Genomic DNA, 25,002 nt, shown 5'->3' on the forward strand with positions numbered 1-25,002 from the left:
TAAGAATAGCTTACTTTTTCTTCGCCGGTGCTTTCTTTGCAGGAGCACGTTTTGCAGCAGGCTTTTTCGCCGCAGCTGGCTTCGCAGGAGCTTTTTTCAAAGCGTCGCGAATTTCTTCAAGAAGAACTTCTTGGGCCGGCTTCGCAGCAGGTTTCGCAGGAGCCGCTTCTTCTTTTTTCTTCATGCCGTTAATCACTTTAACTGCCATGAAAACAGCCAGTGCAACGATAGCGAAGTCGATAACGGTTTGAACAAACTCACCATATTTAATTGCAACTTCAACGACATCGCCATTTGCTTCTTGAATCACATGTTTAAGGTCTGCGAAGTTAACGCCACCCATCATTAGGCCTAGTGGCGGCATAATCACACCATTTACAAAGGCGGATACGATCTTACCAAAAGCGGCACCAATAATGATACCAACAGCCATATCGACAACATTGCCTTTTATGGCAAAGTCTTTAAATTCTTTCATCATACTCATATTCAAATCTCCTAAAGTTTCCTAACTTATTGGAGTTTCAAGAGAGTTTTACAAGGGAATCGTTAGTAATTGTCTTTTTCGAGGTCAGAAAAACGTGCCATCTCGGCCTGAAAGGCACAGGTGATGTTCTGAATGCCACCATGTCTGTTTTTCGAAACGATCACTTCGGCCAAGCCATGGATCTTATCCATCTCTTCTTGCCATGCCATAAACTTATCGACTTCTTCTTCACGCGGCATGGTGCGCATGAGGTAATATTCCTCACGATACACAAACATCACGATATCCGCATCTTGCTCAATCGAGCCGGATTCGCGAAGGTCAGCCAGTTGTGGGCGTTTATCATCACGGTTTTCAACCTGACGCGAAAGCTGTGAAAGCGCGATCACGGGGATATTCAATTCCTTGGCGATAGATTTTAAACCCATCGTAATTTCAGACACTTCCTGCACACGGTTATCCCCGGATTTTGCCGAGCCGCGCATAAGCTGCAAATAATCGACCACTAAGAGGGAAAGGTTATGCATCCGCTTCAAGCGCCGAGCGCGGGCGCGCATGGAAGAAATACTGACGGCTGGCGTATCATCAATAAAGAGCGGCAAGCGTGCGATGTTATGGCTGCTTTCGACCATCGTTCCGAATTGGTCTTGGTCGAAGGTACCGCGGCGAATGTCGGAGGCGTTGATGCCAGAGTCACTCGAAAGTAAGCGTCCAGCTAATTGCTCCGATGACATCTCTAATGAGAAGAACCCGACCGATGGCATTTTCGCTGTGCTACCGCTGGCATTATGTTGATGCTCAAAATGTTTCGCCACATGATGCGCCATCGAAAGGGCGAGGGCGGTTTTACCCATCGAAGGACGACCGGCCAGAATAATCAAATCAGAATTTTGGAAGCCGCCGAGCAGTTTATTTAAACCACTCAAGCCTGTTGGTAAACCAACGGTTTCGCCACTATGTTTAAAGGCGCGTTCAGCACTTGCTACCGCATCTTTCACCGCACCACTGACCGGCGCGAATGATTTATTGGCGATACCTTCAGAGGCTAGGCTGTAAAGGCGTTGCTCCGCCTCTTCAATATGTTCGGTTGCCGTGCGCTCATCGTCGGCCACGTAAGCTTCATTGACGACATCAGTGCCGATACTGATCAGCTCCCGTTTCTTGGCAAGGTCGAGCACCAGCTGGCTATATTCTTTCACATTGATGATCGACACCGCAGAGACGGCGAGTTGCCCAAGATATTCCCCGGCATTGCCGTCTTCCTGTACGAAGCCGTGTTTGAGCGTGACCGCATTGGCAATCATACCTTTTTCGTGATGCAGGCTGATACTGTGAAAGATCTTTTGATGCAGCGGCTGATAGAAATGCTCCGATTGCAGCGAATCAACCACATGATGCAACGCTTCGTTATTTTGCAAAATAGCGCCAAGCAGTGCCTGTTCCGCTTCAATATTATGCGGCGCCTCACGAGACAAAGCCTCTGAGTTATTATCCGTATCAACGAGTTGCGGGAGAGCTTCCACTATATGCGTTCTTCTTATTGTTATGTGAGCGGAGAATTAGAATAGCGAGTTTTGAGCTTACGGCAAGCCTGCTTGTTAATAAAGTTGTCACAGAACTGTAACTTTACTCATCGAGGCTCTGTCCGTATATTCATCAGGTATTTCGTAATCTGTATTTTATATTTATTATTTTATTTATTTATAACCTAGATTGTTTGTGATCCTATTATTCACGCCGACAATTCACTACAGATTACGCGTTAGTGTGATGAGTTTGTGATCAAAAAATCTTTAATACCTTTATACTACGCCAATCAAAACTGGTAAAAAGAAAGAAGAGAAGAAAAAGAAAAACACGGAAGAGATTCTAAAAGCTAAAGCCAAAAAGCTTGGTAAACAAAAGCCGAAGATTCTCACGAAAAAACAAAAGAGGACTTTTGTGAAGACAAAGTCGACGAGGTAGGTTTTTTCGATTATTAAAAGACAGCAGCATGCACGCAGTGTGCTGCTGTTCTTTTTTGTCTAATTTTTGGGTTGGCGTAGAACTCGGGCCCAGAACATGATGAGGGCGCCGAGGGCTAATGCATACCAGGTGAGGGCATAGCCGAGATGATCGTTGCGGAAAACACGCACGCCATCAGAAGGAATAGGAAAGGCGTTAATATCGGGTTCGGCTTCGATGACTTCTAGCATCACGGGTTCAGGTGTGACGCCAGTAAATTCAGTGATCGCGGGCACATCCACCGTGAACCAAAAGTTCTTTTTTGGATGATTCTCCGGCGTGAAAAGTTGTGCTTGTTTCGGGATGCGCAGCACAGCCGTCAGGCTCGCGTGCGATTGGGCGATAGAATCAGCGCGCTTTTCCTGATCTTTCAGTTCAAACGGAATCCAGCCACGATTGACGAGAAAGATTCGACCATCCTTCATCTTCATTGGGGTGAGCACTTGGTATCCGGTTTTGCCGTGCCAGCGACGGCCACCTAAATGCACCTCTTTATCATGCATAAACTTACCGCTGAATTTTAGGTGGCGGTAGGCATTGTTATTCAAATCTTGTGAAGCGATGGCGCTTAGTTCAAGCGCGGGCAAGGTCTTGCCGGTTTCATATTGTGCAAGCAGCTGATCTTTCCATGCAAGGCGCTGCATTTGCCAGCTGCCAAGCCCAACCAACACACCAACCGTACCGGCAATAAAGATCCAGGGAATAAGACGTTTCAGCATTTAATCCTCATTTGTCAGGGTATATTGATAATTGATCAGCCAGCCTTTGAGATAGCGCAGCATAAAGGGCGAGCCAATACAGATGGCCGGAACCCAGAGTACGGCATGTATCCAGTAAGCCGGTTCGTATTTTAGTTCAACCCAAGCAGCTAATCCGCAAATCAGAAATCCCATAATGGTCATCACTAAGAAGGCGGGGCCATCGGCGGTTTCGTGCTTATCTAGCTCATACTCGCATTCAGGGCAGTGCTTATGTACGCTTAGAAAACCCGAAAAGACAGAGCCTTGCTTGCAATGTGGGCAGTGGATCAACCACCCCACCAGTAAACAAAGATGAACAGGAACAACCATACGACATCGACAAAGTGCCAATACCAAGCCGCAAATTCAAAACCGAGATGGTTCTTCTTCGTTAGCTGACCTTTGCGGGCACGAACCAAGCACACGGCAAGGAAGATCGTTCCGATAAGTACGTGCAAGCCGTGGAAGCCAGTCGCCATGTAGAAGGTGCTGGCATAAATGCCATCTGTAAAGCCAAAGGCTGCGTGAGAATATTCATACGCCTGCAGCAGGGTAAAGCTTCCTCCGAGGAATACGGTCCAGCTAAGGCCTTTAATCAAGCCGTCGCGGTCATCATCTAGCAATGCATGATGTGCCCAAGTCGCCGTGCAGCCTGAAAGAAGGAGGATCAGGGTGTTTAGGAACGGGAGGCTAAATGCGTCGAAGGTTTCGATACCTTTAGGCGGCCAAATGCCTTCTGCCATCGTCCAGACATCTTCCAAAGGAAGGACAGGATACATGCTAGCATTGAAGAATGCCCAGAAGAAGGCCGCAAAGAACATGACTTCAGACGTAATGAAGAGCGCCATACCTGCGCGTAAGCCGAGCTGTACCGGTGCCGTGTGAACGGGATCTTTCGTAGATTCCTCAACAACATCACGCCACCAGCCATACATGGTGTAAAACACACCGAGTAAGCCAAGAATGGCAAGGGCTTTACCAAAAACGACATCATGCATCGCCATCGCCATGCCAAGTGTGAATGCGAGTAAGCTCATTGCGCCGACAAACGGCCATGGGCTCGGGTCTACGAGGTGATAGGGATGTGCAGGTTTTTCAGCCATGATTCATGAGCCTTCATTAGAAGTTTGTGTATTGGCATTTTTTACCGGAAAAAATGTGTAAGACAAGGTGATTGTGGTAACATTTTGCGCATCATCGTCATTTAGCATGTCTGGGTCTATGTAAAATGACACAGGCATATCCATGGACTCACCGGGTGCAAGTGTTTGTTCATCAAAGCAAAAGCATTGAATTTTAGCGAAATATTCGCCCATTTTATGGGGGGTCACATTATAAGTCGCCATTCCGGTCGTCGGTTGGTCGCTTAAGTTGGTTGCCTTGAAAAAAGCGAGTTTATGTTCGCCGACTTTCATAGGGATGGAGTTTTGCTTTGTTTCAAACTTCCAAGGCAGCCCGTCAAAGGTGATAGCATTAAAGCGAACCGTGATTTCGTGATCGGATGGTTTTGTAGGGATATCGGCTAGCGTGACTTCGGTGGTGGTGCCACCATAACCGGTGACCTGGCAGAAGAGGCGATAAAGCGGTACCGAAGCGTAACTCAGCATTGTCATGCCCACAACGATGGCAACAAGACTCAAAACCAGAGAATTGTTTTTATTTTTAGGAGCGCTCATGTTTACTTCAAGTCGCTCGAGCCACCGTTTCACCGAATTTAATGAAGCTCATCGAGTAAAGAAGCAGCATAAAACCTAAGAGAAGGGCGAGTAATATCCAATTTTTAGTGCGGAGAGCTTTGCCGCGGTCAGTATCATTTTCCATGCAGCTCTTATAGACAAATGAAAGGGTTTTGGCGAGCGTAATCGGAATCATAGCTTGCAGTTTCTTACATCCCTGATAGAAGGTTTTGAAATAATACAAAAATATCAGGGTAATTAAATATGACCTCTTTTTCTAGAATTTTCGTTGTTTTATCAATGGTTATGCTGCTCTCAGTACCGTTTGCGGCTTCGGCACAAACGTTAGATGAGCAAGTGCAGCTTTGTAAGGCTAATCTCATTGTATATGCGGCTGAGGCGCCTCCAGGTGAAGCTGAAATAGCCGATGATCTGATAGAAGCTGCAAAGCATAACACAGAAGAGCTCGCGCTTGTTCGCGGTTTTAAAACAGGCTTCGGCGCTGTGATCGATGTGATGGACACGGTTTTATTCTACGAGCTCTTCCCTGAAACCATTGGTTTCCCTGAAGTGGATGAAGATTGTGAAGTCGTGCAACGTGGTTTCCCTTTCGTAGTGTTCTGGCTCATTCTTGGAGGTGCGTTCTTCACCTTCCGTTTATCTCTCATTAACTTGCGTATGTTCGGTCACGGCCTCGCTGTGGTAACCAACAAATATCTTCGTAAAGAAGATGTAGGACAAGTGACTCCCTTCCAATCTCTTGCAGCTGCGGTTTCAGGTACGGTTGGTTTGGGTAACATTGCTGGTGTAGCGGTTGCGGTTACCATGGGTGGCCCGGGTGCTATCTTTTGGATGATGGTCGCAGGTTTTCTCGGCATGTCGACGAAATTTGCTGAAGTAACCTTGGGCCATAAATACCGTCGAGTCGATGAGAATGGTGCGGTTTCCGGTGGTGCGTTCTATTACTTACGTGATGGTTTGAAAGAACTTGGAATGGCGAAACTTGGTAAGTATCTTGCCGTATTGTTTGCGTTTCTTTGTCTCTGTGGTGCGTTTGGTGGTGGTAACATGTTCCAAGCGAACCAAATGGTTGCCTCCCTTACGCATACTTTCTCACTAACGGATATGGATTGGGTGATTTCACTCGTCATGGCGGTAGCGGTGGGTATTGTGCTTATCGGTGGTGTATCGCGTATTGCATCCGTTGCAGAAGCGATTGTTCCGTTAATGGCATTGATCTACCTTTCAGCCGCGATGGTCGTGCTTATTGTGAATGCAGATAAAGTTCCAGCCGCTCTAGCGTTGATTATGGATCTGGCATTCAGCATGGAATCGGCAGCAGGTGGTATCTTTGGAGCGATGATTATGGGCTTCCGTCGTGCGGCCTTCTCGAACGAAGCCGGTGTGGGTTCTGCACCGATCGTGATGGCGGCAACGAAATGTAACGAGCCTGTGCAAGTGGGTTCGGTTGCGATTCTCGAGCCGTTCATCGATACGATGGTGATTTGTTTGATGACCGGTTTGGTGATTACCGTCACTGGCGTTTACCAAGATGGTACGGCAGATGGTGTTATCCTAACGAGCCAATCTTTCGCAACCGTGATTGACTGGTTCCCGGTTGTACTTTCCATCGCAGTATCGCTCTTTGCCTTCTCTACGATGTTGACATGGAGTTACTATGGTGAACGTGCGTGGAACTACCTGTTTGGTAGCGGAAAGATTCGTCTTTATCATGTGCTCTTCTGTGCGGCTGTATTCTTTGGTGGCGCAATGCAAGATGCGGCGAATGAAGGCTTCAACTTGATTGTGAACTTCTCTGACCTAGCGCTCCTAGCGATGTCTGTACCGAACCTGATTGGTATGTACTTGCTATCTGGTGTGTTGAGCAAAGAAGTGAAAGAGTACCGCGCGCGCTTGAAAGCGGGTAAGGTGAAGCTCAATAATATGAAAGACTAGTTAGCAATAGCTTAGTTGATCTAATCAAGCGGGTGGGTTCTTTTGGATTTACCCGCTTTTTTTATGCTATATTGGTAAGAGAAATAAAGGGCTGAGGAAAGAAGTGAGGGGAGTCGTGCTCTAAGTGTTTGAACGCTTCTTGATAACGTAAGCAAGCCTCTTAATGGCAAGCTCTTGCAGCGTCTGCTCTGGCGCCTTAGGGTCGCCGACAATACTCGCCTCAATCCCTGTGACAGGGTCAATGGCTGTCACCTTCACATAGCGACCTTGGTGAATGAATTCAATGATAGCTTCGCCGTTAAACTCGGTTCCTTTAGGCATGATCTTACTCGTCACCCTCAGGGGGTGTTTCGAGCTTTTCAATACGCACGCGTGTAATTTGTGTTGGCGTACAAGCTTCGACAATAAAACGACAGCCAGCTGTCTCAAACACTTCGCCCTTCGTCGGAATATCGCGGGCTTCTTGCAAAACAAGGCCCGCGATCGTATTGGCATCCTCGTCGGGTAACTCCCAATCAAGGTGGCGGTTAAGGTCGCGGATACCGGTATTTCCCTCAACCATCCATGTGTCAGACGAGAGCTCGACAATACCGCTAAGGTCAATCGTATCATATTCATCATCGATCTCGCCGACGATTTCCTCGATCACATCTTCGAGTGTCACAATACCTTGGAGATCACCATATTCATCGACCACGAGCGCGAAATGCTGACGTTTCTGACGGAAAGCGTAGAGTTGTTCTTTTAGGCTTGTTGTGGAAGGGATAAACCATGGCTTCAGTAGGATGCTACGAATGTCTTTGCGCGTAATATTGGCTCTCCCACGTTTATGAATAAGGCGTAGAAGCGTCTTCAAATGTAAGATGCCTACGACATTTGTATATTCGCCTTCATAAACGGGTAGGCGGCTATGCGGCGAATTGATGGCCGTATCAATGATTGTTGAAACCTCCTCTGCAATATCAAGTCCTTCTACCTGCTTGCGGTGAACCATCACTTCTTCAACTTCGATTTCCTTAAGCTCAAGGATACTGTCCAGCATATCACGATCTTGTTTTTCCATCTGGCCTTCGCGGTGATGCATCTCAATCGTGCCGCGCAGGAGGTCCGTCGCGGGCATTAGGGCGTTTTCTTCACACACATCAATGCCAAAGAGAGCAAATATCTGCGTGATAAACCATTTCACAGCTAAGGTAACGGGAGAGAAAAGTGTCACGCAAATTGCAATGACCGGAGCAACAGCTAAGGAGACTTGTTCCGAGCGTTTAATGGCAAAGGTTTTAGGAAGCACCTCGGCAAAGACAAGCACCAGTGAGGTCATAGCGATCGTTGCATAAACAACACCGACTTCTCCCCAAAGCGAGATCGCCAGGCTGGTGGCAAGGGCAGAAGCTAGGATATTGACGAGATTATTGCCGAGTAAGATCGCGCCAATCAGGGATTCTTTCTCCTGGCGTAATTTACCGACTAATTTGGCGCGTCGGTTATTCTCTTTCATTAGTTGGAAAATTCGCGCACGCGAAACGGCGGTTAAACCGGTTTCTGACCCGGAGAAAAATCCAGAGCAGAGGATCAGCACAAAGATGGCTAATAAATGTAAGCTAGTTTCTAAGTCCATTGACGTTACGTTCTAATTTTGCCCGTATTTGCGTAAAAAATCAACCATGCTGGCACAATCAACCTGCTTCTCGATAAAACAATCGCCGATAGTGCGGGCGAGAACCAACGTTAACTCACCATTTTCTGCCTTTTTATCCTGCTGCATGTGCGCCAGTAGCGTCTCGGCTGTGGGCCAATCATGGGCGGTGACAGGCAGGTCAGAGCTTTCAATAAGGGCGATGACTCGTTTTGCATCTACTTCAGAACAGATGCCTTGGTTCGCACAATAGGTAAATGCCATGGCCATACCAATGGCCACCGCTTCGCCATGCACTAAGGTTCCATCGTAGGCGAGCTCGACTTCTAGCGCATGGCCGAATGTATGGCCTAGATTGAGTAAGGCTCGCACCCCTGCCTCGCGTTCATCCTGTTCGACAATAGTCGCTTTGATTTGCACTGACTGTGTAATGGTGTGGGTGAGGGCCGCAGTATCTCTGTTTAATATAGCAAGGTGGTTCTTTTCTAACCATGCGAAGAAGGTTTCGCTGTGAATACAAGCAGCTTTGATCACTTCCCCAAAGCCAGCGCGTAATTCACGATCAGGCAAGGTAGAGAGCGTGTCTGGATCAATGATCACGGCTTGGGGCTGATAGAAGCTACCAATTAGGTTTTTGCCATACTCACTGTTAATGCCCGTTTTGCCACCAACCGAGCTATCCACTTGCGATAGTAGGGTGGTGGGGATTTGGACGAATGGTACGCCGCGCAATAAGATGCTCGCTGCAAAGCCGGTAATATCACCCACCACGCCGCCGCCAAGGGCAATAAGGAGAGTCTTGCGGTCGGGCTTTAAGCCAAGCAGTTCATTGAGGAGCTGTTCCAGTAAATTAAACGACTTGGTCGCTTCACCTGCTGGCAGCACGATCACGTCAAAGCCAATATTTAGATTCTCCGTCAGACGGTCAAGCCAATGCGGCGCGACATTCTCATCGGTAATGATGATCGTGCGTGGTGCATCGATCAGTTCACCGGCTTTGGCGAGTAAACCTTGGCCGATATGGATCGGATAGCTGCGCCCATCGGGTAGAGCAATTTTCATATAAATAGGCCCGGTTGTTCTTTCTTGAGGCGTTTGACGATGGTTTTAACCACATTCTCATGCGCGCCTGTGCCACTATCAACAATCATGTCAGCCTTTTCATAGATAGGATAGCGCTCCTTGATCAGCTTTGAGAGGATCTTCTGCTTGTTACCTTTGGCGAGTAAGGGGCGGGTATCGCGACGGTTCACGCGTTCGAGTAAGACGTCTAGATCAGCGCGAAGCCAGATAGTGAAAGCCTTCTTTGCAATCATCTCACGAATAGGGGGTTGCATATAGGCACCGCCACCCGTTGCGAGGATCTGATTGTGGGTGCCGAGTAAGCGTTTAATGACGCGTTTTTCCAAATCACGGAAGACTTCTTCATCATAGATGGCAAAAAGATCGGAAATTGAGCACCCGGCAGATTCTTCAATTTCGCTATCCGAATCGACAAAAGGCAGCTTCAGCGCTTGCCCTAGGCGAGCACCGATAGTCGATTTTCCCGCTCCCATCAAGCCGATGAGAACAATTGGTTTGGATAGGCTTGCCATTTGCGTCGAGTACCACTAACTATCTGTCTGAACACAGAAACTAACAAAGAACGAAATAATTGCAATAAAGTGATGGCAGAGAACAAACGAGTAGCAGTATTTTTTTTGATTATCATGGTAATCATAGCGGCATTTTTAATGTGGCTGATGATGTTTCAGCCAGAACCTCAACAGGCAGAAGTGGTAAAAGAAATCCCTCATGAACGCGTATTTACGAAATAGCCTAGCGCTTCTCGCATTTATCTTCGTGTCATCTTCTGTCTTGGCGCAAGAAGTTGACTTGTCGGAGCCTCCGGCGGAGTTGGCCGACGAGACCATTGCAGAAGAAGGCGATGACATTACTCCGGAAGAAGAAGTGGAGTTGATGGCCAATGAACCCGGTATTGAAATTGCAGAGTTTGAAGCGCCGAAAAGTGGTGGTTTAGGCCTTTGGTCCGCGAGTCGGCTCGGGGTGCCGTATAGTTTGTGGCAGGGGATTGATGAAAAGCAGGTGTTACCCCTCCTAGCGCAGATACCTGAAGCAGTGGAAAGCCCGGCGATCCGTAACGTACGGACGCGCGTGTTGGTGATGGAAACTGCGCGTAGTGACTTTAGCGAGGCCGTGTTAATGGCCCGCGTGAATGCGTTGTTGAAGATGGGGCAGGCCGTACTCGCTACGAAACTGTTAGAGAATGTACCTGAGAGTATTGCTTCCGATGCGTTGCGCAAACAGCTGTATCTGTTGAAAATCTTGAGCGCGGATTCGAATGAAGCAGTCTGCCAGCAGGCAGATGCTCAACAAGCTGATAAGCCCGAAGCATTCTGGCAGCGCTTTCAGGTCTTGTGTTATACGCTAGCTGCCGAAACGTCTAAAGCGCAGTTGAGTGTCGAACTCTTACGTGAACAGAATCACGCATCGGAGTCATTTACTCAAATTATTCAAGCGATTATCGATAAAAAGTCGCTGGAAGTAGACGTGCAATCATTGGAGCGCGAAGAACTTGCATGGGTCAGCCTTGCGCAGAAACTACCCGAAGAGCTAGAGGGGCTATCTATAGAGACGCTCGCTCTTGTGGCGCTGAATGGTAAGCTAAAGGGCGAACTTGCCAAGCAAGTGAAAGTCCAAAACCTTAATGTGGATAGCGTTGCAGCGCCGAAAGATAACTCTCCGGATGTCCCACTCGCTTTCATGCGTTTGAGCGGCGATGCGGCGATGTCTGACGTAAGGCGCGCTCTCATGGCGGCGGCAATGCGCCGTGCTTGGGGAAAACCCATCTCGATTGAAATGGAGGAGGCGCTGCTTGCGCGCAGTTACCGTGCCGAGCTCAACGAGCTTTCGGTGATTTGGCAAGAAATGGCCACGAAGATGCAGGATAATGAGCAGCGCTTAGAGGCATTATTCCTTTTGCTCCGCCCGATGACGGATGAGCTCTCGCGCTATACTGTGGGCGATTTAAACTTCTTGGTGGGGGAGTTGAAATCCCTAGGGCTTAATCATGATGCAGCCGCGATTGCGCAAGAAGCCCTTGGAAAGTGAGTCGCTACTCACGCTTTATTGATGATTTCCTCCAGATGATGGCAGCTGAGCGCGCGGCCTCTGCTAATACCCTTGCTGCGTATAAGCGCGATCTTATTGCCTTGGAAGAGGCGCTTTCTTCACCCTTAGAACGAGGCAGCGCTAAAGCGGTGGAGAAAATTGTCAGTGGTTTTCATCCAGAATTCTCGCCGCGCACGATCGCCCGTAAGATTTCGACCTATCGGCAGTTCTTTGGGTTTTTGCAGGAAGAGAATATTCGCGCCGATAATCCTGCGATGGCCATTCCTTTGCCAAAACAGCCGAAGCCCTTGCCTAAATTCCTTTCCGCCTCACAAGTGCGAGCATTACTGGATGCCGTGGCAGAAGATCGCTCGGCTGCTTCGATCCGTCTCTATGCATTGATTGCCTTACTGCATGCGACAGGGCTGCGTGTGACAGAGCTTGTGACGATCAAATTATCGGCGGTGGAGCAGATGATTAATTCCGGTGAACCGCTATTGCAGGTCATGGGTAAGGGTAATAAGGAACGCTTGGTCCCAGTCAATGTGCAGGCCTTAGACGCATTACAGGCCTATTTAGAGGTGCGCAAACAGATGAAGTCGCCTTACTTATTCCCCTCCACCAGTAAGGACGGGCACCTCACAAGACAAAACTTTGCTATTTCACTGAAAAAAATGGCCGGTAAGGCCGGTTTGGATGCATCGAAGGTGTCGCCGCACGTATTGCGTCATAGTTTTGCGACCCATCTATTGGCCGGAGGCGCGGATTTACGCCTAATACAGCAGCTTTTAGGCCATGCAGATATCACCACAACCGAGATCTATACCCACCTAAAACCAGAGCAAATGAAGGCGCTAGTCGAGCAATATCACCCGTTAGCGGACGAAAAAAGCGCACCGTAACCCAACTGTCATATTTCGTTCATCAAACAGTAACATAACTTCTGTAAAACTTAGATATAGCGAACAAAACGAAAGAGGCTCAACATGGTTGACCAAACATATAATTTAAATAACGCAGCCCAGAAGATTGCAAAAGACCTTGTGGCAGAAAAAACTGCATTAGCAGCTCTTAATGTGGATCTTGTTAATGATGGTAAAGCAGCATTAGATGAGGCTGGTTTGAAACATCCAATTAAGTCCGCCTTGCGCCCGCATTTCAAAGGTTTTGATGCTGCGAAGGTTGTCTTGACCGAAGCAGAAGTGGACGGGATTACGAAGGAATACATAGACAAAGTGAATGCTGCTGCAGTAGGTAAGCGCGTTGAGGCAGCTACTAAAGCGATTGACGATCAGGCAGTAGGAATTGTTGCGCGTATCGCCAGCGAGCTTGCTCCAGAAAAAGATAATGTCGAAGGTATTGCTAACATTTTGGCAGAAGCAAAGCGCCATATGCAAGTAGGTAAGGTCGAAAAAGATCGTGCTGCTGAAGTTATCGAGGCAATTGAAGATGCAGTGAGTGGGCTAGAGTATACTGGTACAGAGCCTCTTGTGATGACTAAGGGTGATGTACAGGGCCAGGTTGATAAGATAAATGCATTTATTGATAAATTTGAGAAGGATGAGAAGGAATCTATGAAAGACCAGCTTTCTCTCAATGCTGGCATCGTAAAAGGTTTGAAAATTAAAGGTGCAAAAGAAGGCGAAGTTGTTGATTTACCAGAAGCGAACGTTGCAAAGTTCACGAAAAGTATAGGCGATGCGCTAAAAGCTACTGGTATTGTAGATAAGGATATTAGTGCCGAAGATCTCGAGAAAGAAGCTAAATCGATCTACGATAATGCAAAATCCGGTGGCAAAAGCAAAGGCATGGCCTTCATGTCTGTCAAGGGTGTTGGGACCTCGGTAGGTGCGGTCGTTCTGCTTGGTGTGGCATGGAATCGTGCAAAAGCACTCTTCTCTGGGACTAAAGAGCAGACTCAAGAACAAATTGACGCGGGTGAAGAGCCCGAGCAGAAAAGTTTCTTCAGCAAAGTGCTTAATGGTCTCGCAGTGGTAGCATCCGCTTTGGTAGGTGTTTCCCTCATCATGGATGTTGCGACGAAAGACAAGGGCTTTGGTGATACAGCGCAGGGTGCTTGGGCTAAGTTTGTAACAAATCGAGGTGCTACACCAAGTGGAATTGCAAAATAAGCTAAACACAATGCCCGCACTGAATGGCGGGCAGGTAGGCTAGGTGATTGCGATCTTCTTCTCTTAATGGGTGATCACAATTCGGACATAAGCTTACATCCTTAGCGGGCTTGTTACCATGACCCACAGCGATTCGTTCATCGAACACATAACAGCTCCCCTGCCATTTGCTTCTGGCCTCAGGCGTTTTCTCCAAATAGCGGACAATCCCTCCCTCAAGCTGATATAAATTTTCATACCCATTTTGCAGCATCCAACTGGATAGCTTTTCACACCGAACACCGCCTGTGCAGAACATGGCGATTTTTTGCGTTTTATCGAAGCTCGTTTCTACTTTTGCGATGATTTCTGAAAAACTCCGCATTGGCCATAAAGTGGCATTCTCAAACGTCCCTAAATACGTCTCATACTCATTGCGCGTATCAAGAATGGCAACGTCCGGATCATCGACCAGTACATCCCATTCTTGCGGTGTGCATTGCTTGCCGGTGGCACACACGGCATCTGGCGTTTCAATATCGCCCATGGTGATGATACTTTTTTTCAATTTCACCTTCGGGCGGGCGAATGGGTGGGCTGTATCCTTTGAGTATTTTACATCTAAATCCGCAAATCGTGTGTCGGCCTGTAAGTGATCGAGCACGAGTTGAACACTTTGCGCTGGACCGGAGATGGTGGAGTTTAAGCCCTCTGGCGCGAGCAGGATCGTGCCGCGCACATCATTTTGATCCATCATCTCGCGTAATGGCTGGCGCCAAGCTTCAAAATCATTGAAGTCTGCAAAGCGATAGAATGTTGCAATCGTTGTCATGCAAGGTTACATACCTAAAACCGTCGAAAAATCAAGGAGAGAGCATGAGCCACCAGCCAATTATCGAAAAAGCATGGGATGAACGCGATAGTATTAACTATCAAACCAAGGGTGAGGTGCGCGCCGCGGTGGTAGAAACACTGAATGCGCTTGATAGTGGGGCCCTCCGCGTGGCCGAACCGACTGCCAAAGGATGGCAGGTCAATGAATGGGCGAAGAAAGCCGTTCTGCTCTCGTTCCGCCTTAATGATATGCAGGTGCTTCCCGGTGGATGGGACAAAGTGCCCTCTAAATTCGCCGATTGGGATGATGCTCGTTTTCGTGAGGCCGGTTTTCGTGTGGTGCCGGGCGCTGTCGCGCGCCATTCGGCCTATATCGCGCCCAATGTGGTGTTGATGCCTTCTTTTGTGAATCTTGGGGCTTATGTTGATGAAGGTACGATGGTCGATACGTGGGCGACGATTGGCTCCTGCGCGCAAATTGGCAAAAACTGTCATATCTCAGGCGGTGCCGGTATCGGTGGCGTATTGGAGCCTTTACAGGCGAACCCTGTGATTATTGAAGATAATTGCTTTATCGGCGCACGTTCAGAAGTCGCTGAAGGCGTGATTGTGGAAAAGGGTGCTGTGCTGTCTATGGGGGTCTATCTTGGCGCTTCTACAAAAATCTTAGATCGTGAAACAGGCGAGATTCATCGTGGCCGTGTGCCAGCTTATTCCGTGGTCGTACCGGGTAACTTACCCGGTAAAAATCCGAATGATCCTGGGCTTTATTGTGCTGTCATCGTCAAAAAGGTGGATGCACAAACCCGCTCTAAGACAGGCGTAAATGACATTCTACGCGAAGTCGCGGCTTAGGTAGATTAAACGCTTCCGAAATACTTGCGAGCATCTTGTATCGCAAGGTTCAGTGTTTGCAATGCATCAGGGCTTTCACCTATCGATTTTGCACGATTACGGTACACTGCGTTTGCATCTTCAAGCGTAGCACCCGCACCTAAGCCAAGCGCTTCCTGCCAATTGGCCGCTGAGCTTGCGTTATGTGCCGTAGATGTGCTCGCCGCCCCAGCACCTGCCGTTTCGTTGAAGCCCAGAAGCAATAGGGGAAGTGTCCCTATACCCCATTCGTCCATTTGTCTGAATTGACGGATAGCAAGGTGCAAAGCGTAGATATTGTGCGCAATGCTCTGCCAGCGATCACAGCAAAGCGTCGAGGTCTGGTTGTTAACACGCAGTATAACAGAGGCACCGGGGTGTTTTCCCAAATATTGGGTCGGCATCGGGCTGTTAATGTTCAGAGCATTGCAGGTCAGCTTGGCTGCGGTAATACCTGTGGTGCGCGTGACCTCATCTTGCAGAAAGGCAATGGCGTCGGGTTCGCTCATGCCTTGTTGAAAGTGCTGATTAACGCTCCGTCGCAAACGTTCAGTTTGTGAAATATGGGCGGGCCATTTAAGTGGGGTGTCGAGTTGTAATTCTGTCATAATGCATCATCGATAGCATGTACGGGGTTAAAGCCAAGTTAATATCAGCAAATTAGTACACCGCAGTCGCATGAAAGTAAGTGGGTGTTTTATCTAGATGACAGCGCTTGAACATATCTGCTGTTTTGCCAACCCCTTGGCGGCGGCGATTACGGTTGGATATCATTTTATTGAGTGTCGCAGCAAGATTGGCGCGTTGAGTGGATATTATCTTGTCATATTGCGCATTGTAAGCATTCGGAAAATATTGCAAAGCGCGCTGCCCTGTTGCGGAAGCATCGTTGGCATGAGTGCGCATGCGGTCTTTGATTGCTTCTTCGTCCATTTCTTTATCTTGCTTAGAGCGTAGATAGAACCCCCAATATTGGAAGGCGCAGTGATGGAAGGCATATTGTGAGGTAAGTTGGCGTAAATGCTGTTTGCTTCTGAGGAAGGTTTGTGTCTGAGCCTGTTCCATCAGTTTCTTTTCAATTTGATAGATGATTCTAGAATTTCCTAGCTTCTTTGCGATGCTGTAAACAGATATCCCTTCGGCATTGCGAACACGTAAATTGGCATTTGCGGCAACCATTAAGGCAACCAGAGGAGCGTTCTCATTCTTTATTGCGTTAAGGATAGGGTAGTTTCTGTCTTTTGCGGCATTCACATCCGCGCCTGCTTCAAGCAACGCTTTTGAAATGGCATAAGCTTCGTTACCACTGCGATCGGCAGCAGCAGCAAGTACAGGCCAACCATGTTCATCCCGTGTGTTTGGGTTTGCGCCTTTGACCAATGCTTGTTGCACAGAAGCTGCTTTACCGAAGTAAGTATGATAAATGAGGGTCTCGTTCATCGCCTCATTCGCATGTGTTTGCCAACTCAACAAAAGTAAGCTGATCATTAGAAGTCTGGACAAATAGATTCTCATACTAGAAATATAGGCGTAAATCAGATGAACTTAAAGGGCTGTCATAGAAATGTCGCAATTGAAACACGTATTTATCTTTGGCTTTGGCTATAGCGCCGCAGCTTTGGCAAAACAGTTAATGGACGATGGGTGGCAGGTCTCGGCAACTTCTCGTCATTCACCGCGTCGTCGTGAAATGCGCCGCTTGGGTATCCAAGCCTATGATTTTCCTGATGATAAGATCTCGGAGGTCCTCAAGGTATGCACGCATTTGCTCTGCTCGATCTTGCCAATTAAGCTGGGTGATACGGTGCTCAAGCATTATCAGGAGGCGATTAGCGCGCAAGAGTGGCAGTGGGTAGGGTATCTCTCTACGACTGGCGTTTATGGCGATCATGGTGGTGAATGGGTAGATGAGTCTGTGCCGGTCAAAGGCGGAAATGAACGTATCCGTAGTCGTGTGGTGGCGGAGCGCAAATGGTTATCGCTGCATGAGGAACGGCAATTGCCTGTGCATGTTTTTCGTCTGGCGGGTATTTATGGGCCAGGCAGAGGGATTCTCTCCAAGCTGCGTCGGGGCATGAAGCATCGTGTTTATAAGGAAGGCCAGGTGTTTTCCCGTACACATGTGACAGATATCGCACGCGCGCTGAAAGCCTCAATGGAGCAACCTCACGGTGGGAGTGTCTATAATCTGTGCGATGATTTGCCCGCGCCATCGCATGAAGTGGCCGAATTCGCCGCGAAAGCGATGGGAATACCCGTGCCACCCGTTGTGGATTGGCAAGAGGCAGCGCTGTCGGAAATGGCGCAAGAGTTTTATAATAGCAACCGTCGGGTGAAGAATGAGCGTATCAAGGCCCTGTTACCGAAGGGTGAATGGTTGTATCCGACCTATGAGCAAGGTATCATGGCAGATATCAACGCACTTGGTTTGAAGGAGAGAATGGATGATTAAGGCAGCTATAGTAGGTTTCACGATGATTTTAACTCTGACGGCATGTGAAGATATGAGCGATATAAGGGTCACTGCAGATGATCAAATGTATGAATGGATGAATGGTAAGCCACGCCCGAAACCAGAGCCTAGAGTATTGGACTCACGCTATTGTTATAAGTCGCAAACCGATGTGCTTTGCTACGATACTCCGCAATTAGGTAAAGAAGATCTATTCGTGGGTGCGCAATAAGCGGTAATTGTGACTTGACGATGTGGGGGTAACTGGTTATAAACCATGCTTCTAAACGACCAAATATGAGAGAAACACGATGAAACGTACTTTTCAGCCCAGCAATCTAGTTCGTAAACGCCGCCACGGCTTCCGTTCGCGCATGGCAACTAAAAGTGGACGTAATATTATCAATCTTCGTCGTGCTAAAGGCCGTAAGCGCTTAACTGCGTAACGCTTTGTTCCTTTGGAACGCCTTAAAAAACGCCCAGATTTTATTTTAGCTTCTAAGTCACCGCACGTGTGGAAGCGACCCTTTTTTGTACTTCAGTTACGTTTGAATACGGCTGAAGAGCATGCTCGCATCGGTTTTACCGTGACGAAGCGGCAGGGGAATGCTGTGATTCGTAATCGTATCAAGCGCCGTTTGCGTGAGGCAGTCCGCTTAGGATTGCCTGATGTCGTGCAGCCGGGGTGCGATTATGTATTCATTGGTCGCAAGTCTGTTGGTGATTTACCGCTTTCCCAATTACAGGATGAAATGGTTGAGTCCGTAAGGCGGCTTCATCACAAGGTGGAAAAAGGCACATGAAGTGGCTCGCACTCAAGCTTATCCGCGCCTATCAGCTTGTCCTTTCTCCCTTCGTCGGCTGGCATTGCCGGTTCGTGCCGAGCTGTTCGGCCTATGCGACAGAGGCAATTTCTGTGCATGGGGTCTTGCGCGGTGGCGCACTAACCGCTAAACGATTGCTACGCTGTCGTCCTGGTGGCGGAAACGGAATAGATAATGTTCCGCAAAAGACTGAAAAATAGAAGAAAAAGAGATTGCTCACATGGCTGGAATGCTAAACCAACAAGATCCTGGCGACACAAAACGTCTATTAATGGCTTTGCTAATCATTGGCTTCGGCTTGATTATTTGGCAGGTGGTTTTTGAACAACCGCGTCAGCATGCGGCGCAGGTTGAGCGTCAAGAAGCAGCGGCACGTCAAGAGCAAATGCAAGAAGCGCTTTCTGAGAATTATCAGGAAATGGTGCAAGCGGATCGCGTAGCGGCAGAGCAACAAGCGAACTCACAGGCAAAAGTGAGCATCCAATCTCCTGAGCTCGAAGGGACGTTGGCACTGCAAGGTGGGCGTATTAACTATCTGAAGCTCAATAATTATGCAGAAGATTTACAAGAGGATAGTCCTTCTGTTGTTTTGCTTCAGCCTAGCGGCGTAGAGTCTTACTTTATTGAATTTGGCTGGCTTGCCGGTGAAGAAAATGTGAATGCAGTGACTCTACCCAATAGCAAAACCGTTTGGCGGGCTGATGGCGAAACTTTATCGCCTGAGCAGCCGGTGACGCTGTCATGGAATAATGGACAAGGCTTGCGCTTTGAGAGCACGATCTCGCTAGAAGATTCTTACCTGTTTAAAGTAAAGCAGCGTGTGATTAATACCTCCGCCGCTGCTGTCGAATTAATGCCTTATGGCTTCATCAACCGCACGTTTGAAGGTGAGGTGTCGCAACTTTTGATTCTACATGAAGGTCCTATTGGTGTACTGGATGGTGCGCTGTCAGAGCTAAGTTACGACGATTTGATGGATGAAGGCTCTAAGCGTTATGCTAATGCAGAGGGCTGGTTGGGTATTACGGATAAATATTGGTTAACCGCGTTGATCCCGCATCAGGGCGAGCCATTTACCGGTAATTTTAAAGGCTATACGACTAAAAACGGCTATCACCGCTATCAGGCTGACTTTATGGGTCGTAGCCGCACGGTAGATGCTGGTACGAGCGATGAATATGAGAGCTTGGTATTTGCCGGTGCGAAGAAGCTTGAGTTACTCGATAAATACGGTGAAACTTACAATGTGCCGTTGCTTGATCGTGCCGTTGATCTTGGTTTCCTTTATTTCCTAACGAAGCCTCTTTTTCAGGCGCTCACCTTCCTTTATGGCTATGTCGGTGACTTTGGCTTGGCGATTATCTTGTTAACCGTTTTGATTAAACTGGCCATGTATCCTTTGGCGAATAAGTCTTATGTCTCGATGAATGAGATGAAGCGTTTGCAACCAAAACTTAAAACGCTTAAAGAGCGTCATGGCAGTGATAAAATGCGTTTTCAGCAGGAAATGATGGCTCTTTATAAGAAAGAGAAGATCAATCCAGCGGCGGGGTGTTTGCCATTACTGATCCAGATCCCTGTCTTTTTCGCGCTTTATAAAGTGTTGTTCGTGACGATTGAGATGCGTCACGCGCCTTTCTACAACCTGATTTCAGATTTATCGGCGAAGGACCCGTCAAATATCTTTACCGCCTTTGGCCTTATCGATTGGGCGCCACCTGAGGTGATGCATCTAGGTATCCTCGCCATTCTCATGGCGACAACGATGTGGGTGCAGCAGCAGCTGAATCCGAAGCCGACCGACCCGATGCAGGCGAAGGTGATGGGCTGGTTGCCATGGATATTCATGGTGATTCTAGCGGGCTTCCCGGCAGGTCTATTGCTTTACTGGGTGTCGAGCAATTTGCTCTCGATCGCTCAACAATGGAGCATCAAGCACCGTTATGATAAGCGTGAAAAACTGCGTGCGGCGAATGACAGCTAAGAGCAGGGTTACGTTTCGTGATGCTGAATTAACTGATTTATCCAAACTATCCGTTTTAGCGCATCGTATTTGGCGTGAACATTACGTGCCGATTATCGGTGCGCAGCAGGTCGAGTATATGCTGAAGAAGTGGTATAATCTGGATGCGCTTACACAGCAGATGCAGGAGCCAGAGCGCTTCACTCGACTCGTGGAGGCTGACGGTCAAATGGCTGGCTACATCCAATATGGCCGTAAAGATGATGCGATGTTCATTTACAAAGTGTATATTGAGCAAACCTATCGCGGGCAGGGGATAGGAAGGCAACTATTCGATCAAATCGGCTCTCGTCCGCTCGAATTGCGGGTGAATAAAGATAACGTGAAATCGATCGCATTCTATGAGCGTTATGGCTTTGAAATTACAGCTGAAAATCTGCTGGAAATTGGTGATGGTTTTGTCATGGATGACTATGTGATGCGCTGTGAGTCTTAGCGTTTCTCTACCGGTTTACCTTGTAACCCTCGGCTGAATGCCTTATATTATAGGTGTAATTTATTTTTAACCGCATTTTGGAGGAAATCTAACATGGATATGTGGAATCAAGGCAATGCGAGCGTAGCGCAGAGCCAATCAACACAAGTCGACCAAGGCTTACGCACTCACATGCTGACCGTTTATAACTACATGGCGGGTGGTTTGGCTATCACAGGTGCTTTGGCGCTTATGACAGTGCAATCTGAAGCGCTGATGTCGCTTTTATATCAACTAGTACCGGCAGCTGATGGTGGTTTGCCAATGATTGCAGGCATGAAACCTCTTGGCTGGGTGGTTGCGTTTGCACCACTTGCTATGGTGTTCTTCCTCGGTATGCGCATTCAGAAAATGAGCTTTCAAACTGCACAAATGGCCTTCTGGGGCTTTGCAGCATTGATGGGCTTGTCGATGTCTAACATCTTCTTGATGTATACAGGGGGCTCGATTGCGCGTGTATTCTTTATCTCAGCGATCACATTCGGTGCGATGAGCCTTTATGGCTATACCACGAAGCGCGATCTAAGCGGGATGGTTAGTTTCCTTATTATGGGCGTAATCGGTATCATCGTGGCGTCAGTCGTGAATATCTTCCTCGCCAGCACGATGCTTCACTTTGCGATCAGCGTGATCGGTGTGTTGTTATTTGTGGGCTTAACGGCATATGACACGCAACGCATTAAAAACCAATATTATGCCCTCGCGAATAACCCTGAATTTATGGGTAAAGCCGCGATAATGGGTGCGTTGAGTCTATACCTAGACTTTATCAATCTGTTTATCATGTTGCTGCGTCTCTTCGGTGATCGCCGTTAATTGCTGATAACAGGCTTTATATGATGGAAAGGGAGGCTTCGGCCTCCCTTTTTTGTTATGGCTTGGGGTAAGGGAGATTCATTATGCCAAATTGGTACATTAAGAAAAAAGACCTGTTGAACTATGTAGAGATTAATTTACGCAATGAAGCTGTGCGTACCGAAGCTGGCGCGATGCGTTACTATCAAGGGCCGATAGAAATGAAATCGACCATGCCGTCGATCAAAGGGTTTTTAAAATCCAAATTGGCTGGCGAGCGAGCCTTCCGCCCTGTCTATGAAGGTTCAGGTAAGTTGGTGCTAGAGCCCTCTTTTAAAAACTTCTTCGAGCTTGATTTAAAAAATGAGCGTTACATTCTCGATCGAGGGGCTTACTGGGCCTCTGATATGGGTGTAGAGGCGGACATGTTCATCAATAAGGTGAGTACGAGTATTTTTTCAGGTGAGGGGATCATCCAAACAGCCGTGAGCGGTACGGGTAAGGTAATTATGCAGGCGCCGGGTGAGATTGAAGTGATCGACTTGCGTAATGACCGTTTGGTCATCGATGGCTCCTTTGCCGTGGCGCGTAGTGATACGCTCGACTTTAGCATCCAGCAATCTGCGCGCTCGCTGCTTGGAACGGTTACTTCAGGCGAGGTGCTGGTAACCGTGCTTCAGGGAACGGGCAGGGTGTATCTTGCGCCAATACCGAACCATACTCTCATGCTACAGAACATCATTCTCTCTTCGATGAGTAATATGCTTGCACAGTTTAGACCAGATAGGCACAGTGGGTAGCATGGCAGAAGAAAACAACACAACAAAAGTATCCGTCGTGGGTGCGGGAGGCTGGGGCACAGCTCTCGCTATTGCCGCTAACCGCGTCGGGAGTCAGGCGAAAATTTGGGCACGTAGCGAAAGCATGTGCGAAACCATTCGCGAAACACGGACCAACGCTCAGTATTTACCAGAGGTATTTATTGATCCTGATATCGCGGTTACGAATGATTTGGCTGAAGTGCGGGGAGCGGACTTTGTCGTACTTGCTGTGCCTGCGCAAAATATGCGAGCGATTTGCATCGCCTTGGCCGATGTTCTGGCGCCTGAAACACCGCTTGTTTTAGCAAGTAAGGGGATTGAGCGCGGCAGTCTTTCGCTGATGCATGAAGTGGTGGAGGCCACGTTGCCGCAAAACCCGATATTGATCCTCTCAGGCCCTAACTTTGCAACAGAAGTCGCACGTGGTCTGCCAACTGCAACCACAGTGGCCTGCCGTAATGACGAGATCGCCAATCAATTCATCTATGCGATAGGGGGGAAGTTCTTCCGTCCTTATTATACGGATGATATTATCTCCACTCAGGTGGGCGGTGCCGTGAAGAATGTGATCGCCATTGCTTGTGGCGTTGCCATAGGTATGGGGTATGGCGAGAATGCGCGGGCAGCGCTCATGACTCGCGGTCTAGCCGAAATGATGCGTCTATCGGAGGCCCTTGGCGGGCGTCGTGAAAATCTGATGGGACTGTCGGGCATGGGAGACCTTGTGCTAACCTGTGCGAGTACCCAATCACGTAACTTTTCTTATGGAGTTCGTTTGGGCAATAATAGAAAAGAGATGGCTGGCTTACAAGCGAAGGAATCTCTAGCAGAAGGCATGGTGACAGCAGAGTCCGTTGCGCTGCTTTCTGAGCAGCTAAGTGTGCCGATGCCGCTTTGTAATGCTATTTCGCGCATCATTCATAAAGGGGCCGATATTGATGAGACGATTGAAGAGCTTCTCTCGCGCCCGTTCGTGATGGATGTAGAGCAGAGCAGTATTCGTAAATCGTCGATCAGTTCTTAATGCATTAAGGTTTTCGTAACCTAATCGTCATCATTCTGTAATCATGGCGTCACACGCCCCATGTATGTTAGGCTTAAGAAATAGAATTTCTCTTAGATGAGAAGGAGCAAGATATGAGTGATAAAATGGACGAATATGGTCAGCAGCATGATGAGTTGGTGAAGCTTTATGATTATGCGGATGAGTTGGCGATGACGATTGAGAGCGAATTTGTGGATTCTGCTCAGGCGCAGCTATCACTTGTAGAGCCTTTAATTGCTCAATTAGAAGAGTCGACAGAGGTTCTGACAGAAGAATTTGTGCATTTTGCAGGAGAAGAAGCTAACCGCTCATCACGCGGACGTATCGAAAAAGCGTTGCGTAAAGTCTACACTGCTATGGATGATTATACCCTGAAATTGCATGGAAGTCTGAAAAAGAAAGCGAGCGGTGTTACGAATATCGCGGATGCTATCATTATGAAACTTAAAGAAAAAATGGAAGAGGTGATTGTCATCTTCCTTCATTTTACTCAGCTATCGCTGGACCGGGTTATGCAAAAACACGAACTGGAAGAAATCAAAAGAAACCAAGAACATGTCTTTTTTCAGTTGCATAATCTATCGCAACAGCATTAAATGCGATCACAGTTTCCCCACCTTGTGCCGGCGTGTTCTTCACGCTGGCCTTTTTTTTATTTAATAGGTTTATGAGGAGGGGGAATCTATTTGTAGGGAGAGGTTCTCAATATAATCGCTTTCCGAAAAGCGAAAGAAGCGATTCCAGATAGTTAAGCCAAGAATCAGTAAGTGCCCCACAATGCTAATGACGGCCACTGAAATGAATAATGCGTCTTTGAGTACAAAAACCCCATAACCAAGGTTTCGTGGCTGCCCAGAGCGTCCAGGTAGTGAGTGAAATGGCTTTGGACTTCCCTGTGGATTTTGCCAAATTAACAATTTGAGGGATGTAACCTGCTAGGCCAATCACAGCGAAGAGCGAGTAAAGGGTAATCATCAGTGCTTCCATACAGCCTACCTTATGAGAGAAATGTTAATATATATTTTGGGGCTGACACCTAATAATATTCTTTGAGCAACTTTTTCAGGTCTGCCAGTAAGTCACTTGGTGTGCCCATATTAAACCTCCACTCACATTCTTTCAAGAACAGATTAAAATGC

General features: G+C 47.8%; 30 protein-coding genes and 1 pseudogene. 17 read left to right on the top strand and 14 right to left on the bottom strand.

Going from position 1 to position 25,002, the window contains the following annotated elements; genetic code table 11:
• Positions 1–91: 91 nt before the first annotated feature.
• The 6 genes and pseudogenes from mscL to P8P30_03530 form a co-directional block, all read right to left on the bottom strand.
• A pseudogene (gene mscL, locus P8P30_03505) lies at positions 92–487 on the bottom strand (large-conductance mechanosensitive channel protein MscL).
• A gap of 62 nt (positions 488–549) precedes the next feature.
• Entirely contained in the window at positions 550–2,010 is a 1,461-nt protein-coding gene (locus P8P30_03510; GenBank protein MDG1286614.1) for a replicative DNA helicase, read from the bottom strand.
• Between the two features lie 501 nt (positions 2,011–2,511).
• A complete protein-coding gene (locus P8P30_03515) occupies positions 2,512–3,210 on the bottom strand; it encodes an SURF1 family protein (GenBank protein MDG1286615.1) in 699 nt (232 codons plus the stop codon).
• Positions 3,211–3,561 carry a DUF983 domain-containing protein gene (locus P8P30_03520; GenBank protein ID MDG1286616.1) on the bottom strand — a complete coding sequence of 117 codons (351 nt, stop codon included), beginning with the start codon at positions 3,559–3,561 and terminating at the stop codon, positions 3,211–3,213. It abuts the gene before it with no gap.
• The gene (locus P8P30_03525) at positions 3,519–4,334 is read right to left on the bottom strand and encodes a cytochrome c oxidase subunit 3 (GenBank protein ID MDG1286617.1); all 816 of its coding nucleotides are present in this window, start codon (positions 4,332–4,334) and stop codon (positions 3,519–3,521) included. Before P8P30_03525 ends, P8P30_03520 begins: the two co-directional genes overlap by 43 nt.
• Positions 4,335–4,337: 3 nt before the next feature.
• Complete coding sequence (locus P8P30_03530; protein MDG1286618.1) at positions 4,338–4,907, bottom strand: cytochrome c oxidase assembly protein; 570 nt, start codon at positions 4,905–4,907, stop codon at positions 4,338–4,340.
• A 306-nt stretch (positions 4,908–5,213) separates the two neighbouring features.
• On the opposite strand from P8P30_03530, the gene P8P30_03535 reads away from it, so the two are divergent.
• Positions 5,214–6,863, top strand: coding sequence for an alanine/glycine:cation symporter family protein (locus P8P30_03535; GenBank protein MDG1286619.1), 1,650 nt, complete (start codon positions 5,214–5,216; stop codon positions 6,861–6,863).
• A gap of 120 nt (positions 6,864–6,983) precedes the next feature.
• Here P8P30_03535 and P8P30_03540 read toward each other — a convergent pair whose 3' ends face one another.
• From P8P30_03540 to P8P30_03555, 4 genes are read right to left on the bottom strand one after another with little or no spacing between them, the layout of a single operon-like run.
• Positions 6,984–7,184 carry a hypothetical protein gene (locus P8P30_03540; GenBank protein ID MDG1286620.1) on the bottom strand — a complete coding sequence of 67 codons (201 nt, stop codon included), beginning with the start codon at positions 7,182–7,184 and terminating at the stop codon, positions 6,984–6,986.
• A gap of 4 nt (positions 7,185–7,188) precedes the next feature.
• A complete protein-coding gene (locus P8P30_03545) occupies positions 7,189–8,481 on the bottom strand; it encodes an HlyC/CorC family transporter (protein ID MDG1286621.1) in 1,293 nt (430 codons plus the stop codon).
• 12 nt (positions 8,482–8,493) lie between these two features.
• Positions 8,494–9,561: a 3-dehydroquinate synthase gene (gene aroB / locus P8P30_03550; GenBank protein MDG1286622.1), complete on the bottom strand. Its 1,068-nt coding sequence runs from the start codon at positions 9,559–9,561 to the stop codon at positions 8,494–8,496.
• Complete coding sequence (locus tag P8P30_03555; protein MDG1286623.1) at positions 9,558–10,094, bottom strand: shikimate kinase; 537 nt, start codon at positions 10,092–10,094, stop codon at positions 9,558–9,560. Before P8P30_03555 ends, aroB begins: the two co-directional genes overlap by 4 nt.
• A gap of 72 nt (positions 10,095–10,166) precedes the next feature.
• Between P8P30_03555 and P8P30_03560 the strand changes: the two genes are divergently transcribed.
• From P8P30_03560 to P8P30_03575, 4 genes are all read left to right on the top strand, one after another.
• A complete protein-coding gene (locus P8P30_03560; protein ID MDG1286624.1) occupies positions 10,167–10,316 on the top strand; it encodes a hypothetical protein in 150 nt (49 codons plus the stop codon).
• Complete coding sequence (locus tag P8P30_03565) at positions 10,294–11,610, top strand: hypothetical protein (GenBank protein ID MDG1286625.1); 1,317 nt, start codon at positions 10,294–10,296, stop codon at positions 11,608–11,610. The genes P8P30_03560 and P8P30_03565 overlap by 23 nt, the downstream gene beginning before the upstream one ends.
• Positions 11,607–12,512 carry a tyrosine recombinase gene (locus P8P30_03570; protein MDG1286626.1) on the top strand — a complete coding sequence of 302 codons (906 nt, stop codon included), beginning with the start codon at positions 11,607–11,609 and terminating at the stop codon, positions 12,510–12,512. The genes P8P30_03565 and P8P30_03570 overlap by 4 nt, the downstream gene beginning before the upstream one ends.
• Before the next feature lie 84 nt (positions 12,513–12,596).
• Positions 12,597–13,742, top strand: a complete 1,146-nt coding sequence (locus P8P30_03575; GenBank protein MDG1286627.1) for a hypothetical protein — start codon at positions 12,597–12,599, stop codon at positions 13,740–13,742.
• A gap of 1 nt (position 13,743) precedes the next feature.
• Here P8P30_03575 and P8P30_03580 read toward each other — a convergent pair whose 3' ends face one another.
• Complete coding sequence (locus P8P30_03580) at positions 13,744–14,553, bottom strand: rhodanese-like domain-containing protein (protein ID MDG1286628.1); 810 nt, start codon at positions 14,551–14,553, stop codon at positions 13,744–13,746.
• Positions 14,554–14,597: 44 nt separating this feature from the next.
• Here P8P30_03580 and dapD point away from each other — a divergent pair, with 44 nt between their 5' ends.
• Complete coding sequence (dapD, locus tag P8P30_03585; GenBank protein MDG1286629.1) at positions 14,598–15,410, top strand: 2,3,4,5-tetrahydropyridine-2,6-dicarboxylate N-succinyltransferase; 813 nt, start codon at positions 14,598–14,600, stop codon at positions 15,408–15,410.
• Between the two features lie 5 nt (positions 15,411–15,415).
• Here the strand turns inward: dapD and P8P30_03590 are convergent, their stop codons facing one another.
• Together P8P30_03590 and P8P30_03595 are read right to left on the bottom strand one after the other, a co-directional pair.
• The gene (locus tag P8P30_03590) at positions 15,416–15,937 is read right to left on the bottom strand and encodes a hypothetical protein (protein ID MDG1286630.1); all 522 of its coding nucleotides are present in this window, start codon (positions 15,935–15,937) and stop codon (positions 15,416–15,418) included.
• A 151-nt stretch (positions 15,938–16,088) separates the two neighbouring features.
• Positions 16,089–16,916, bottom strand: coding sequence for an ankyrin repeat domain-containing protein (locus tag P8P30_03595; GenBank protein MDG1286631.1), 828 nt, complete (start codon positions 16,914–16,916; stop codon positions 16,089–16,091).
• A 76-nt stretch (positions 16,917–16,992) separates the two neighbouring features.
• Here P8P30_03595 and P8P30_03600 point away from each other — a divergent pair, with 76 nt between their 5' ends.
• The 11 genes from P8P30_03600 (at position 16,993) to P8P30_03650 (ending at position 24,459) form a co-directional block, all read left to right on the top strand.
• A complete protein-coding gene (locus tag P8P30_03600; GenBank protein MDG1286632.1) occupies positions 16,993–17,880 on the top strand; it encodes an SDR family oxidoreductase in 888 nt (295 codons plus the stop codon).
• Positions 17,873–18,112 (top strand): hypothetical protein, encoded by a 240-nt coding sequence (locus P8P30_03605; GenBank protein MDG1286633.1) that lies wholly within the window; start codon positions 17,873–17,875, stop codon positions 18,110–18,112. The genes P8P30_03600 and P8P30_03605 overlap by 8 nt, the downstream gene beginning before the upstream one ends.
• Positions 18,113–18,191: 79 nt before the next feature.
• A complete protein-coding gene (gene rpmH, locus P8P30_03610; protein ID MDG1286634.1) occupies positions 18,192–18,326 on the top strand; it encodes a 50S ribosomal protein L34 in 135 nt (44 codons plus the stop codon).
• Between the two features lie 12 nt (positions 18,327–18,338).
• Positions 18,339–18,683, top strand: coding sequence for a ribonuclease P protein component (gene rnpA, locus P8P30_03615; GenBank protein ID MDG1286635.1), 345 nt, complete (start codon positions 18,339–18,341; stop codon positions 18,681–18,683).
• On the top strand, positions 18,680–18,904 hold the full coding sequence (yidD, locus tag P8P30_03620; GenBank protein MDG1286636.1) for a membrane protein insertion efficiency factor YidD: 225 nt from the start codon (positions 18,680–18,682) through the stop codon (positions 18,902–18,904). Before rnpA ends, yidD begins: the two co-directional genes overlap by 4 nt.
• A 20-nt stretch (positions 18,905–18,924) precedes the next feature.
• Entirely contained in the window at positions 18,925–20,688 is a 1,764-nt protein-coding gene (yidC, locus tag P8P30_03625; GenBank protein MDG1286637.1) for a membrane protein insertase YidC, read from the top strand.
• The gene (locus P8P30_03630) at positions 20,678–21,163 is read left to right on the top strand and encodes a GNAT family N-acetyltransferase (protein ID MDG1286638.1); all 486 of its coding nucleotides are present in this window, start codon (positions 20,678–20,680) and stop codon (positions 21,161–21,163) included. Before yidC ends, P8P30_03630 begins: the two co-directional genes overlap by 11 nt.
• Positions 21,164–21,262: 99 nt before the next feature.
• Positions 21,263–22,018, top strand: a complete 756-nt coding sequence (locus P8P30_03635; protein ID MDG1286639.1) for a Bax inhibitor-1/YccA family protein — start codon at positions 21,263–21,265, stop codon at positions 22,016–22,018.
• 83 nt (positions 22,019–22,101) lie between these two features.
• Positions 22,102–22,797 carry an AIM24 family protein gene (locus tag P8P30_03640; protein MDG1286640.1) on the top strand — a complete coding sequence of 232 codons (696 nt, stop codon included), beginning with the start codon at positions 22,102–22,104 and terminating at the stop codon, positions 22,795–22,797.
• Position 22,798: 1 nt separating this feature from the next.
• Positions 22,799–23,842: an NAD(P)-dependent glycerol-3-phosphate dehydrogenase gene (locus tag P8P30_03645; GenBank protein ID MDG1286641.1), complete on the top strand. Its 1,044-nt coding sequence runs from the start codon at positions 22,799–22,801 to the stop codon at positions 23,840–23,842.
• A 113-nt stretch (positions 23,843–23,955) separates the two neighbouring features.
• Complete coding sequence (locus P8P30_03650; GenBank protein MDG1286642.1) at positions 23,956–24,459, top strand: hypothetical protein; 504 nt, start codon at positions 23,956–23,958, stop codon at positions 24,457–24,459.
• Positions 24,460–24,899: 440 nt separating this feature from the next.
• Here the strand turns inward: P8P30_03650 and P8P30_03655 are convergent.
• Positions 24,900–25,002, bottom strand: a 103-nt coding sequence (locus P8P30_03655; protein MDG1286643.1) for an IS1595 family transposase, incomplete at its 5' end; no start/stop codon positions are given.

This window comes from Rickettsiales bacterium (assembly GCA_029252805.1).
In the GTDB taxonomy this organism is placed as follows: domain Bacteria; phylum Pseudomonadota; class Alphaproteobacteria; order Rickettsiales; family JALZUV01; genus JALZUV01.